We start from the raw sequence: 12,244 nt of genomic DNA, 5'->3' as shown, positions 1-12,244 counted from the left end.
ACCATGACTGCTGACCTGCTCAAGGACCTGCACACCTCACTCGATCGCCGGATGCGTCCAGAAGACCTCCTGCGCCCGATCGAGCACCTCCTCGGCGACCTGATCACCGACCCTGAACGCCGCCGCCTGTTCCAGGCCCGTACGCTCTCCAAATGGGCCAATCCATTCGGGTGGAGCAGCATGACAGAAGACTTCCACCGCCCTGAAGGCATGGCACGCCAGCTGAGCGTGGCCGGCGCCCTGTTCAGCGCCCCCCTCCCCGACCCGCACACGGTCAGCGACACGCACATCGGGCAGTACCTCGAGCAGGCGGAAGCTGAAATCGGCAAACGCGTCGGGGAGAGCGATTTCCTGCGTGACCGCCTCAACCGGGAAGCCCGCCAGCAGGCTGGCCTTGAACTGAGCAAACGTCAGTACAACAAACGCTTCCGGCTGGCCGGGAGGCTCGAACGCAAGCGGCAGAAAGTCGTGCGGGAACTGGAGAAGCGGGCGCTGACCCTCATCAGCAAGTCCCGCCTCGCTTCCGAACTGCCGTTCGAGGACTTCGCGCGCGACGCCCGGACAGCCGCCTTCATCGCGTACTACACTGCCCGCTGCCACGTCCGCAGTGAGTTCACCATCGCCGGGCAGGCCCGCGCGTACGATGAGATCGCCGACCTGCTGTTCAGACAGTGCCGCCAGTCGACGTCCACCCACTGGTGGGCGATCGCGAAGGTGTACCCGGACGCGGAAGTATTGGCTCACCTCACCGAATCCCAGCAGGGCGAACTGCTCGGCCGGTTCTACGCCGTTCTGGAACGCACCGCGGCTCTGATGCAGGAGGTGTGGGCGGTGTCGAACATCAACCGCGAAACGATGGTCGTTCGTCGTGGCAACGACAGCACCACCTGGAACCTGCTGGCCGGAGCGTGGAATAAAGCGCGCGACGGCTGGATGGCCGCCCTGTACGCCCTGGACGCGGACGAGGTTCTGGACGCCGTGTGCCCAGGAAAGGCGTTGCGGCTGATGGCGGGCGACGTCGCGTGGTGGCACCAGTCTGCTGGGGGAGATCTCGATCCGAACACCGCGGTGTGGTCCAGGTTGCCTCTGCCGTGGGAGGTGCTGCTGGGTGACACGGTGTGCACCCGCGCCAGTGTGACCGAAGCTTGCCAGGAGGCCGGCCTGGACCCGCAGAAAAGCGGGTGGGTGGCCCCGCGGGACCGTGCGAGGGTGGCGCCGTTCCGTCCGACGCCGGAACTTGTCCATGGGGTGAGTGTGGGCAGCCCGGCCCTGGCCAAGCTGCTCAGGCAGGCTGGCGTATTCAGTGGCAAACCACTGCGCCAAACGGCTCATTGACGCCGCTGAGGGGGTTCGGAAGAATGCGAGTGAAATCGTGGTAGCTCAGCGGTAGAGCGGCCGGCTCTCCATCCGGCTGGACGCAGGTTCGAGCCCTGCCTGAGGTTTCATTGTCCTGGGGTAGCTCAGTGGGAGAGCGGCCGGCTCTGGATCCGGCTGGACGCAGGTTCGAGCCCTGTCCTCAGCATCATCAAAGAAGCGCCCCGCAGGCTCGGGGCGCTACTTTCGTGCTGTCCGCAGGCGCGTGCATGTCATCAGGGGCGCCCAACCTGCGGCATGACCGTGCAAGGCCAGCACGTTCTTCGAACCACCCAAAGTTGGACGCCTGAACAGCCGCAGCCCCCTACACTCCGGCCATGTCCCTGCGCGTCCTGCTGCTCAATCCTCCGCATGGTTCGATCGGCAGCCGGGTCCCCGCCGAGCAGCTGCCCCCGCTGGGCCTCCTGAGTGTCGGCGGACCGCTGCTGGACGCGGGCTTCACGGTGGAGCTGCTCGACGCGGACCTGCACAACCTCAGTGTGGAGGAGATCCGCCACCGGGTGCTGCGCTGTGCTCCGGATGTCCTCCTCGTGGGCCACGCGGGATCCACGTCCGCCCATCCAGTCGTGGTGCAGATCCTTGAGGTTCTGCGGCCCGTGCTCCCGGGCGTGCCCTTCGTGTACGGCGGCGTCTTCCCGACCTACCACTGGCACGACATCCTGGAGCGGCACCCCGAGGTGGACATCGTGGTGCGGGGCGAGGGCGAGCGCACTGTCACCACGCTGGTGCAGGCCCTGGCCACGGGTGCGGACCTGAACGACGTGCCTGGGCTGGCTGTTCGCCGGGCCGGCCAGCCCCACGCCACCTCGGCCGCGTCCATGATTCTCGACCTTGACGAGTACCGGGTAGGATGGGAGCTGATCAATCACGCCGACTACTCCTACTGGGGCGAGCAGCGGGCCGTCGTGGTGCAGTTCTCACGCGGCTGCCCCTACCCGTGCTCGTACTGCGGCCAGCGCGGCTTCTGGACGCAGCGCCGGCACCGCGACCCCGTGCTCTTCGCCGCAGAGATCGCCCGGCTCCACCGGGACCACGGCGTCCAGATGTTCAACTTCGCGGACGAACTTCCCACCGGCAACAGAGCAGCCTGGAAGGCTTTCCTGGAAGCCCTGATCGCCGAGGACGTGCCAGTCACGCTCGTGGGTTCCACCCGGGCGGGCGATATTGTCCGGGATGCAGACCTGCTTCCCCTCTACCGCAAAGCGGGTGTGATCCGCTTTCTCCTGGGCATCGAGAGTTACGACCAGGGCACCCTGGCGAGCATCCGTAAGGGGGCGACCACCAAAGATGACCGCGAGGCGATCCGGCTGATGCGCGAACACGGCATGATCTCCATGGCCACGTATGTGGTGGGCTTCGAAGAAGAACGCGACCTGGACTACTGGCGCTCCTTTCAGCAACTGCTGCTCTACGACCCGGACCAGATTCAACTGCTGTACATCACACCACACCGCTGGACGCCCTTTTTCGACACCGTGGCCCACCGCCGCGTCATTCAGACGGACGTGACGAAGTGGGACTACAAGCACCAGGTTCTTGCCAGCCGGCATGTGCCGCCGTGGCGTGTGCTGCTGTGGTTCAAGCTGATGGAACTCGGCGTGCAGCTGCGCCTCCGCATGCTGTGGCGTAGCCTCACGCACCGGGACGCCGCCTACCGGCACGCCATGCGCTGGTATTACTCAGTGGGCCGCCGGGTCTGGATGCATGAGGTGGCCGAGTTCCTGCGGTCGTTCGGCAGGCTGCGGGAGGGCATGACGGTGCGCGAATTCTGGGGCGAGTCGCTTTCCGCGCATGAGGAAGCGCTCGCACGCGTGCCCCGCCGCAGGGAACCGCTGCTTAGAGCAGCAGATTGACTGCGCAGGCGGACGGAGGAACCCGGACCATCCCCTCCAGGAAGCCTGAACCCTGTTGGTGAAGTTCATCTGGTCAAGGGGGCCTCCCCGGGCAAAGACGTCTGACGGCCCCGGGGAACTCGGGTAACCTCGGGAAGAATGACTCCGTCCGCCTTACTGCCGCCGATTTTCAGCCGGTTTGATCAGGCGCGCACGGTCCTGCTTGCTGGCGCCGGTGGCGGCTATGACCTGTTCTGCGGCCTGCCCCTGTACTTTGCCCTGACCGGGCTGGGCAAGCAGGTGATTCTGGCAAATTTCTCTTTCACCAGCCTGGATCTCACGCAGGCCCGGCAGCTGGGCGACGCGCTTTACGAAGTCCGTCCGGATACCCGCTCCGACCTCCGGTACTTCCCGGAGGTGCACCTCGCCCGCTGGCTTGCCAATCAAAGTCACCCGCAGTCCATCTACGCCTTTCCCCGCACCGGCGTGCGTCCCCTGCGCTCAGCCTACGAGCAGCTGGTGGAGCTGTTCGAGGTAGACACGGTGCTGCTGGTGGACGGCGGGACGGACAGCCTCATGCGGGGTGATGAGGCCGGTCTCGGCACCCCGGAGGAAGACGCGGTCAGTCTCGCCGTGATGCAGGAGCTGGATGGTGTGGAGCAGAAGCTGCTGGTCTGCCTGGGCTTCGGAGTGGACACCTTCCACGGCGTGGCGCACGCCCAGTACCTGGAAGCCGTGGCGGACCTCACCCGGCAGGGCGCGTACCTGGGCGCGTGGAGCCTTACCCCGGACATGCCCGAAGTCCAGCGGTACCGCGAGGCCCTCACCTTCGTGCACGAACGGATGCCAGACTTCCCGAGCATCGTGTCCTCCTCTGTCCTGGACGCCGTCGAAGGACACTTCGGGGATCACCACACGACGACCGCCACCCGAACCTCCAAGCTGTTCATCAACCCCCTGATGGGCCTGTACTGGGCGTTTAAGGCTGAAAGGGTCGCTGCACGGAACCTCTACCTGGACCAGTTGCGTGACACCACCACGATCGGTGAAGTGACGCGCATCATTGAAGCGTTCCGCGCCAGCTGCTCCACCATCAGACCATGGACCAGCATCCCCCTGTGAAGCCCGCTATCTGACCCCTTCGTCTCCACCATTTCTTATGGAAGGACCATGCCCCCGCCGCCCGCCCATTCAATAGGAGCATGAACCGGGTCCTGCCTCCCCTGCTGGCCACGCTGCTGTCCACCGTCAGCGCTGCGGCGCCGCCACCGGTCCAGACCCTGCTGCCCAGCGGCCGGGTCACGGTCGACCTGCTGACGCCCACGTACCCACCCGACATCCTCGACATTGGCCGGCGTATGCAGGACGCCGCCCGGACGCACCGTGACTGGTTCCTTGAGCAGGTCCGGAACGCGGCCCCCGGTGAGCCCCTCCCGTACGACCCGCGCTTCGGGGTGACCCGTGAGGAGTACCAGCGCTTCCTGGACGTGAAACCCGCATATACCGCTTTTGGCCGCGCCACCCTGACGATCACCCGCCGAACCGACGGCACGCTGCTGTTCCAGGGAGGGCGGGGTCTGGAAGGCCTTAGCGGACTGGTGCTCGACCCGCGCCAGAACCGGGTCCGCACCCCCTACGGCTGGACCAGGCCCGGCGAGACGTTCGAGGTGACGTCCAACGACCCTCTCGGCCCCCGGGCCGGGCACGGCTGGCTGTTCGAAGACGGCAACCTGAACCAGGCGACCGTCCGGGTGGCGAACCTGTCCATCATGCGCCTCGAAAAGACCGGGCAGGTGCTGGTGGATTTCCGGATTGGACGCACTGTGAACGGGCAATCGGTCGAGCGCTTCGACGCGTTCTTTGCGCTCCCACTCGCTGTCCGGCGGCCGTAAGGGACTGGGCTGCGGCCATGCGGCGGCCCCTCAGACCGTAAAGCGGAACCGTGAGGCGATCCTCTCCTCCCAAGCCCATTACAGCCTCGGGTCCAGGGGTTCGCTCTCCAGGGCACTCACCCCGAACACGCACTCGTGGATCCGCCGCAACGGTTCGCGCCGCACGAAGCGCTCAAGGGCCTCGACGCCCAGCGCGAACTCCCGCAGGGCCCGCGACCGCTTGCCGTTCAAACCCCGGGCCCGCAGGCGCTCCAGGTTCCCGGCCTGGGTGTACTCCGGCCCGTAGATGATCCGCAGGTACTCGCGCCCCCGCACTTTCACCGCCGGCTGCACCAGCCCCTTTTTGCCGCGCGCCACGAACCCGAGCGGTTTGACGACCATACCCTCCCCGCCCCCCGCGGTGAGGTCCAGCCACCACTGCTCGGCCACCGCGACGCCCTCCGGGTCGTTCAGATCCACCTCCCGGTGACCCGTCGCGATGAACACCGGGTCCACCTCCGCGAGGCGCGCCAGGGCCTGAAAGTGCCACACGTGGTCCCGGTCCACATGCACGCCGCCCTCACTCGCCAGCAGGTGGAACGGCGCCACCTGGATGTCTGCCAGGGACGTCACCCGGCGGACGTACTGCCGGTACGCCGACACATAGGCCGTGGTCAACGTCTCACGCTCCCGGGTGCGGTTCAGCAGATCCGCGAGAGGCAGGCCGCGGGCCACGGCGGCCTCCAGCGCCTGCACTTCCGCCGGGAAGGTCGCGGCCGCCGCACTGCCTACCGCCGCGTACTGCCGGCGGATCAGCTCACCCGCTTTCAGTGACCAGGGCAGGATCTCCGCGTCCAGCACCACCCAGTCCGAATGCAGCTCCTCCCACAGGCCGCTGGCGTCCAGGGCTGCACGGGCGCGATCAATGACCTCCGCTTCCAGGGCCGCATCCTCGAAGAACGCCCGGCCCGACCGGGTGTATACGACGCCTGAGCGGCCGTCCTGCACGCCGAATCTGGCCCGCGCCGCTGCCGCGTCCCGCGCGACGACCAGGACGGCGCGCGATCCCATGTGCTTCTCCTGACAGACCACCCGCTCGACCCCGGCCCGGCGGTAGTGATCGAAGGCCTCGGCCGGGTACTCCAGGAACCCTTCGCGCCCACTCGTCTCGCTCGGGCTCATGGTGGGCGGCAGGTACACCAGCCAGCGCGGATCCACCGCGAAGCGGCTGAGGGTTTCCAGTGCAGCGGCGGCCTCGTCCTCGTGCACCGTGACGCGTCCGCGCAGGCGCGTCTCGATGCTGCGCTTGCCGGTGACGTCCTCCAGGTTCAGCAGCTCGTCGTGCGCCTGCTGGGCTGAAGGTGCATCCCCTTCCGGCAGTAGCAGGCGGACCGGCTGAGCATACACCTGCCGCGCCGGCACACTGACCAGCTCCAGTTCCGGATAGCGCAGCGCACTCAGGCTCCCCCCGAACACACAGCCGGTGTCGATGTCGATGGTGCGGTTGAGCCACTCGGCCACCGGAACGGGCGTGTGACCGTACACCACCCGCGCCTCCCCGCGGTACTCTGCCGCCCAGTCCCAGCGGACCGGCAGCCCGAACTCGTCCGTCTCGCCGGTCGTCTCCCCGTACAGCGCGAACTCCCGCACCCGGCCCGACGCGCGGCCCTGGTACACCGCCTTCATGCCCGCGTGCGCGACGACCACCCGGCCGCCATCCAGGACGTAATGGCTGATCAGGCCCTCGATGAACGACGCGACCTCCCTGCGGAACTCGAGCGGTTCGGCGGCCAGCTGCTCCAGGGACTGTTCCAGGCCGTGCGACACGGTCACCTTACGCCCCTGCAACGCCCGCATCAGCTTGATGTCGTGGTTCCCCGGCACACATAGCGCCGTCCCCGCGGCGACCATGCCCATTACCAGGCGCAGCACGCCCGGCGTGTCCGGCCCCCGGTCCACCAGGTCCCCCACGAACACCGCCTTGCGCCCCTTGGGAGGCGTCACCGACAGGTTATCCGCGGTCTCGTACCCCAGCTTCCCGAGCAGGTCGCGCAGTTCCTCCAGGCAGCCGTGCACGTCCCCGATGAAATCGAACGGGCCGGTCTCGTGCCGCAGGTTGTTGTACAGCCGCTCCCGCACCACCCGGGCCGGGCCGACATCGGCTTCGGTGCTGAGCACCGACACCTGCCGGAACCCTTCCCCCTGCAATTTGCGCAGAGACCGGCGCAGGTGGCCTACCTGCTGCCCGATCACGTGCGCGCCGAACGGCCGGTCCGTGCGGGCCCGGTGCCGTTCGAGTAGCGTGTCCTCCGGCAGGTCCAGAACGATGGCCACCGGCAGGACGTCAAACTCCTTGGCCAGACTGACGATGCGCTTGCGGGCGTCGGCCTGCACGTTCGTCGCGTCGATGACCGTGAGCAGGCCGCGCGCCAGTCGTTTGCGCGCCACGAAATACAGGCTGTCGAAGGCGTCCCGGGTGGCGTCCTGGGCGTTCTCGTCGTTCGCGACCATCAGGCGGAACGCGTCGCTGGACAGCACCTCACCCGGGGCGAACAGCTGCCGGGACAGGGTGGTCTTGCCGGACCCGGACGCGCCGATCAGGGCCACCAGGCACAATTCAGGAAGGTGAATGGTCGTCATCTGCTCTCCAGTAAGGCCGCCGCCTCGAGAAACTGTTCCGCCTCCGGAGCGTCCGGATCCTGTTCGAATTCCTTCAGCAGCGCCTGGAGCGGTATTCCACTGTGGAGCCAGTGGTTCAGCACCGGCACCGCCTCCCGGCTGGCCCAGGTATTCCAGTGCTTGCCCAACGCGAGTTGCATGGAATGGTCCGTAATGAAGCGGGCCAGGCGTGACCTCCCGGTGCGCCCCGATTCCAGCCAACTGTGGAGGTAGTGAGGAAATTCTTCGAGCGTGTCCACCAGGCTCAGCGTGGCCAGAACCTCGTCAAGGTCCTCCGTTTCGACGTTCTCAGTGGTGGTGTCCGACCACCATGCGCGCAGGTACGCTCGAACCGCGTTCTGTTCCTGGAGGCTCCACCGCGCGTGCCAGGGCACCATGCGAAGCCGCCGCACGACCCAGGGCCGGTCGGGCCACTCCAGCTCACCCGTCGCGGCGAGTTCCAGGAGGCTGGGGAGAAAGTACCGGAAGTCCGCTTCTGCCCCCACCGTATCGGGAGCGTTCGACGCATAGGACCGGAGTTCCTCCGCGCTCAGCTGCTCGCGAGGTTTCAGAACCAGGGTAACGAGTTCTTCCTCACTGATGCAGCAGTTCGTGCACCCCTCAACCACCACTGGACGCGGCTCATGAGCGAACACCGCATAGAGCCCTTCGATAGGTCCTTTCAGTGTGCTCATGACAGGTCCTTCAATCTCAGGGTCACCAGCAGGTCGCTCAGCGCATGCTTCGTTTCAGGCGTCACTTCATCCGGCAGGTGCGTGGTGTCACGCGCGTCTTCGAGTTGCGCGGTCAGCCGCCAGACCTCCCGCTCGTAGAAGGCCACGTCCCCAGTGAACGGTTCCTTCTCCGCGCCGCCGCGCTTCCGTGCGATCAGCTCGTCGAGGTACGGCAGGCGGGCCTCTTCATTCAGCACGCTCAGGTTCGCCTGGGTCTCCCCGGTCCGCATCAGATACAGGCCGGTCAGCACGGTGCGGAAGGTGTACAGCAGCGGCTTGAGACGCTGGGGACTCTCTTTGGCGAACAGCCGCCACTGGTTGGCGCTGAATCCCAGGTAATGGTGGGCATGGTGCCGGGTGACGCAGCCAGCCGCGAGGTGCCGGAGTTCGGCATGCTCCGGGCTGGTGTGCACCACCAGCGGGGAGTGCAGCTGCTCGAGCACATACCCGTTGCGTTTAAGCATCAGTCGGAAGAACTTGTCCGCGTCGTGCGTCACGAGGTCGAGTTCGATGTCGGTGCCGTACGGCGCCATCTGCATGTGGTCCAGGGTGGGGTCGTTCATGACCTGCACGGTGTCCTGTCCGCCCATCAGGCCCAGGACCTCCCGTGCGGGCAGGATGTGCACGCCACGCAGGTCCCAGTCACTGTCTGGGCTGGGAAACCCGTACAGGTGCGCCCCACTGATGGTGGCGAACAGCAGCGGGTAGGGGTGGTCCTGGACCGCTTCAAGCAGGGCTGGGGGAAATGTCATGCCTGCACCTCCAGCATGCTGCGTCGCGCGCGAATCAGGAAGGCGTTCACGCGCTCGTAGTCGGGTCTCTCCGGCAGGCGGCTGCGGGTGAGCGCGGTGTCGAACCGGGCGTGGAGATCCAGCCGCCAGGCGTCGATCTCAGCCCACGGCACCTCACCCCGCCTGATCGCCAGGAGGTGGGGCTTGTGCTCCCCGACGTGCACCATCACCTCACCCTGCTCCAGCACGGAGATGCCTGACAGCAGCAGGCGGATCAGGTGCATGACATGCTTCCAGCGCACCTCCCCGTGGTTGCGCAGGTCGGCCTGCATCCGCTTGAACTGGGAGAGCACGTACCCGTTGTACGTCTGGTACACCAGCGTGGACAGGAACGCCTCTCGCATGCCCAGCAGGTCTTCAGCGACGGGCGTGGCGGTCTCCACCAGGGGCGTGTAGAGGCATTCAAGGACGTTCGGGTTGGCTTTCAGGGCCAGGCTGACGAACTTCTGCACTTCCCAGTAGGTTTCCTGGGTGGCGTCGTTCTCCAGCTGTTCCGGGAGGTCCCACAGGCTCCAGTGCCGGTCGGCGGGCGGCAGGTAGAAGCCGCGCCGGTCCGTGTCGCTGGTCTCGGTGTCCAGGCCGAACGCGCGGGAGCCGACGATGCAGCGGTACTGCACCCACTGCGTCCAGTCGGGCGGTTCGGGCGGCTCGGGGTTCCGGTGATGCCGCGCGATCTCCAGATCCCGGCGCAGGAAGGCTGACCGGGACCCGTCGGGGAACGCGACGTGGTACGCATGCTTCAGGTCACCCAGCACGCTGACGATGCGGCCGACCGCGCCGGCGGGGCGGCTCACCTCGCCGTTCGGGGAGTGCAGGGCCACGCGGGTGACCACCTGGGTGCCGAGGGCCAGGTGACGCAGGTCGCTGTTCATGAGGCCTCCCGCCGGAAGACGGCCATCTGGGTGGGCGGGCCGAGGCGCTCGTCGGCCTCCCCGACATCAGTGAACGTGACGGCGTACCCGAATTCGCTGGCGACCCGGCGGGCCCATTCCTGGAACTGGGCGCGGGTCCATTCGAAACGGTGGTCCTCGTGCCGGGTGTCCCCCGCCGGCAGGCTGGCCCAGCGGGCGTTGAACTCCTCGTTCGGCGTGGTGACCACGACGGAGCCCGGGCGCGCGTCCCCGAACACCACGCGCTCCAGCGTCCACAGCCGGGTCTCGTCCAGGTGCTCGATGACCTCGACCAGGGCAGCAGCGTCGTACCCGCGCAGGCGGGTGTCACGGTAGGTGAGGGAACCCTGCGTGAGGGTCAGGCGGTCCCGGTACGACCCCGGCAGGTCGTCCAGCCGCAGGTTCTCCCGCGCCCGGACGAGCACCCGGGGGCTCACGTCCAGGCCGAGAAGGCGGGTGAACTGCCGTTCCGGCAGGAGCCGGGCGAGGAGGTTGCCTTCCCCGCAGCCGAGGTCCAGCACGCTGGACGCACCGCTGGACAGCAGGGCACCCTTCACGGCTTCAAGACGTTGATCGTTCAGGTTCAACGTGACCGGGCGGGGCGGCTCCAGGGCATCCTCGTCACTGAAGTGCGCCTGGGCGGCGCGTTGCAGGGCGCGGCGATGCTTCAGGTATCGCCGGGTGATCAGCTCACGTTCCGGGTGCCCGTCGAGCCAGCCTTCCCCGTGGCGCAGCAGCTTGTCGATCTCCGCTTCGTCCACGTAGTAGTGCTTGGTGTCGTCCAGGACGGGGATGAGGACGTAGAGGTGAGCGAGGAGGTCTTTGAGGCGCACGGTGGCCGAGAGCGTCAGGTCCAGGTACGGGCTCTCGCCCCATTCCGGGAACTGCGGATCCAGGGGGTGTGGGTGGGAGGTGACCGTGTAGCCGAGATGTCCGAACAGCCGCCTGGCCAGGTCGGAGTCGCTCCTGGACGGGAGCGCGGGCAGGTGAACCTCGAACGGGAGCTCCTGCGCCGCGAGCTCCGGGCGTTCCTTGCTGCGTCCGGTCATGGCCGTGCCGAAGGCTTCGCGCAGGGCGCTGCTCAGGAAGCTGGACGCCGCGTACGGCCGGTCGTTGACGTACGGCTCCAGCGGCATGCTGCCCGCACCCTGCCGGCCCCGCGAGAGTGCCACCGGGTCCACCTCGACCAGCAGGGCGACGGTGCAGCGCTCGGGGGTCGCCTCGGGGTAGAACACGTGCCCTTGTCCGACGGGAAGGTCGAAGGTGAAGGGGCGGGCCGGGTTCTTGTGCAGCAGGTACCCAAGGTCGGTGGCGGGCGGGTGGATGGTGGAGATGGTGAGCAGCATAGGCGTCCTTTCGTGCGCTTCAGGCTACCGGCAAAAGGAGCGCGCTCCATCGGCAGTCTGGCGTAACGAGAACGCTGCTGCGGCCAGGAGCCGGTGATCTACCCCCTCGTCACACCGTGGGTCACCAGAGTCCAGACGAGAATGTGTTTCGCTCGGTTCCCCATCAACCTAGAGCTGGACATCTCCTGTAACCGGGCCGCTTTTCACGTCGCCGGACACCGTTGACCGTTTGAGTTCGGCATCTGGAGGCCCCGGTTCGATTCCTTCACGCGTGCGTCTGAAGGTGCGCAGCCCAAATCCCGTATCGGGTCACCGGTAGACGCTCCGTATGTCAGCAGCGTCCGTGGACATGACCTGCGGTGCTGGGCTCCGCTGTGCAGGCTGCCCAGTCACGTTCACGTGCACCCCTGGTGGAGCCGCAGCAATAAGGGCCGCGCCATCGGTCAGGCGAGGGAGCTTCAGACTTCGCATCCTGCCTGAGGTCTGGAACAAGTCGAGTAGGGCGCGGCCCAGGGCTGGCCCCCCCTGGTTCGGTGATGCACCCAAGGTCCGCGCACTGGGCGCGTCTCCCAGGTCCAGCAACTGGGCCACCAAAGCGGAGCACCGACAGGCGTACGAGCGACACCTCATGGTCCACGACAACGCCAGGGAGAGCACCATGGTGGATCACCGTCCGCTGACTCATACTGAACAGGCACGTCGGGGCCTTGAGTGCTCGCCTCTGGCCCCCATACTGGACTTCCCGGCT

At 67.0% G+C, this 12,244-nt stretch carries 9 protein-coding genes and 2 tRNA genes; 6 read left to right on the top strand and 5 right to left on the bottom strand.

From position 1 onward, the window contains the following. Nucleotides 1-3: 3 nt before the first annotated feature. The 6 genes from IEY49_RS15420 to IEY49_RS15395 all read left to right on the top strand — a co-directional run bounded on the left by IEY49_RS15420 (nucleotide 4) and on the right by IEY49_RS15395 (nucleotide 5,098). Entirely contained in the window at nucleotides 4-1,335 is a 1,332-nt protein-coding gene (locus IEY49_RS15420; RefSeq protein ID WP_189010381.1) for a hypothetical protein, read from the top strand. A 31-nt stretch (nucleotides 1,336-1,366) separates the two neighbouring features. Then, nucleotides 1,367-1,445: transfer RNA gene (locus tag IEY49_RS15415), tRNA-Glu, on the top strand. Between the two features lie 5 nt (nucleotides 1,446-1,450). Then, nucleotides 1,451-1,522, top strand: a tRNA-Gln gene (locus tag IEY49_RS15410). Nucleotides 1,523-1,691: 169 nt separating this feature from the next. Beyond that, nucleotides 1,692-3,227, top strand: a complete 1,536-nt coding sequence (gene bchE / locus IEY49_RS15405) for a magnesium-protoporphyrin IX monomethyl ester anaerobic oxidative cyclase (RefSeq protein ID WP_229780840.1) — start codon at nucleotides 1,692-1,694, stop codon at nucleotides 3,225-3,227. Nucleotides 3,228-3,365: 138 nt separating this feature from the next. Continuing rightward, nucleotides 3,366-4,328 (top strand): DUF1152 domain-containing protein, encoded by a 963-nt coding sequence (locus IEY49_RS15400; RefSeq protein ID WP_189010379.1) that lies wholly within the window; start codon nucleotides 3,366-3,368, stop codon nucleotides 4,326-4,328. An 80-nt stretch (nucleotides 4,329-4,408) separates the two neighbouring features. After that, nucleotides 4,409-5,098 carry a hypothetical protein gene (locus IEY49_RS15395; RefSeq protein WP_189010377.1) on the top strand — a complete coding sequence of 230 codons (690 nt, stop codon included), beginning with the start codon at nucleotides 4,409-4,411 and terminating at the stop codon, nucleotides 5,096-5,098. A 78-nt stretch (nucleotides 5,099-5,176) separates the two neighbouring features. Here IEY49_RS15395 and IEY49_RS15390 read toward each other — a convergent pair whose 3' ends face one another. From IEY49_RS15390 to IEY49_RS15370, 5 genes are read right to left on the bottom strand one after another with little or no spacing between them, the layout of a single operon-like run. Continuing rightward, a complete protein-coding gene (locus tag IEY49_RS15390) occupies nucleotides 5,177-7,717 on the bottom strand; it encodes a polynucleotide kinase-phosphatase (RefSeq protein ID WP_189010375.1) in 2,541 nt (846 codons plus the stop codon). Then, nucleotides 7,714-8,430, bottom strand: a complete 717-nt coding sequence (locus IEY49_RS15385) for a hypothetical protein (protein WP_189010373.1) — start codon at nucleotides 8,428-8,430, stop codon at nucleotides 7,714-7,716. The genes IEY49_RS15390 and IEY49_RS15385 overlap by 4 nt, the downstream gene beginning before the upstream one ends. Then, nucleotides 8,427-9,221 carry a nucleotidyltransferase domain-containing protein gene (locus IEY49_RS15380; RefSeq protein WP_189010371.1) on the bottom strand — a complete coding sequence of 265 codons (795 nt, stop codon included), beginning with the start codon at nucleotides 9,219-9,221 and terminating at the stop codon, nucleotides 8,427-8,429. Before IEY49_RS15380 ends, IEY49_RS15385 begins: the two co-directional genes overlap by 4 nt. Then, nucleotides 9,218-10,132, bottom strand: a complete 915-nt coding sequence (locus IEY49_RS15375) for a nucleotidyltransferase domain-containing protein (protein WP_189010369.1) — start codon at nucleotides 10,130-10,132, stop codon at nucleotides 9,218-9,220. Before IEY49_RS15375 ends, IEY49_RS15380 begins: the two co-directional genes overlap by 4 nt. Next, nucleotides 10,129-11,496: a 3' terminal RNA ribose 2'-O-methyltransferase Hen1 gene (locus tag IEY49_RS15370; RefSeq protein ID WP_189010367.1), complete on the bottom strand. Its 1,368-nt coding sequence runs from the start codon at nucleotides 11,494-11,496 to the stop codon at nucleotides 10,129-10,131. Before IEY49_RS15370 ends, IEY49_RS15375 begins: the two co-directional genes overlap by 4 nt. Nucleotides 11,497-12,244: the final 748 nt, after the last annotated feature.

Origin of the sequence: Deinococcus malanensis, assembly GCF_014647655.1 — a bacterium.
In the GTDB taxonomy this organism is placed as follows: Bacteria; Deinococcota; Deinococci; order Deinococcales; family Deinococcaceae; genus Deinococcus; species Deinococcus malanensis.
Note: the sequence above shows the minus strand (reverse complement) of the source record. Positions and strands in the feature narration are given on the sequence as shown.

Excerpts from the sequence above, each read along its gene's own strand:
- IEY49_RS15395 (WP_189010377.1), top strand. The coding sequence starts at position 4,409 with ATGAACCGGGTCCTGCCTCCCCTGCTGGCCACGCTGCTGTCCACCGTC.
- IEY49_RS15385 (WP_189010373.1), bottom strand. The coding sequence starts at position 8,430 with ATGAGCACACTGAAAGGACCTATCGAAGGGCTCTATGCGGTGTTCGCT.
- IEY49_RS15375 (WP_189010369.1), bottom strand. The coding sequence starts at position 10,132 with ATGAACAGCGACCTGCGTCACCTGGCCCTCGGCACCCAGGTGGTCACC.
- IEY49_RS15400 (WP_189010379.1), top strand. The coding sequence starts at position 3,366 with ATGACTCCGTCCGCCTTACTGCCGCCGATTTTCAGCCGGTTTGATCAG.
- IEY49_RS15380 (WP_189010371.1), bottom strand. The coding sequence starts at position 9,221 with ATGACATTTCCCCCAGCCCTGCTTGAAGCGGTCCAGGACCACCCCTAC.
- bchE (WP_229780840.1), top strand. The coding sequence starts at position 1,692 with ATGTCCCTGCGCGTCCTGCTGCTCAATCCTCCGCATGGTTCGATCGGC.
- IEY49_RS15370 (WP_189010367.1), bottom strand. The coding sequence starts at position 11,496 with ATGCTGCTCACCATCTCCACCATCCACCCGCCCGCCACCGACCTTGGG.
- IEY49_RS15420 (WP_189010381.1), top strand. The coding sequence starts at position 4 with ATGACTGCTGACCTGCTCAAGGACCTGCACACCTCACTCGATCGCCGG.
- IEY49_RS15390 (WP_189010375.1), bottom strand. The coding sequence starts at position 7,717 with ATGACGACCATTCACCTTCCTGAATTGTGCCTGGTGGCCCTGATCGGC.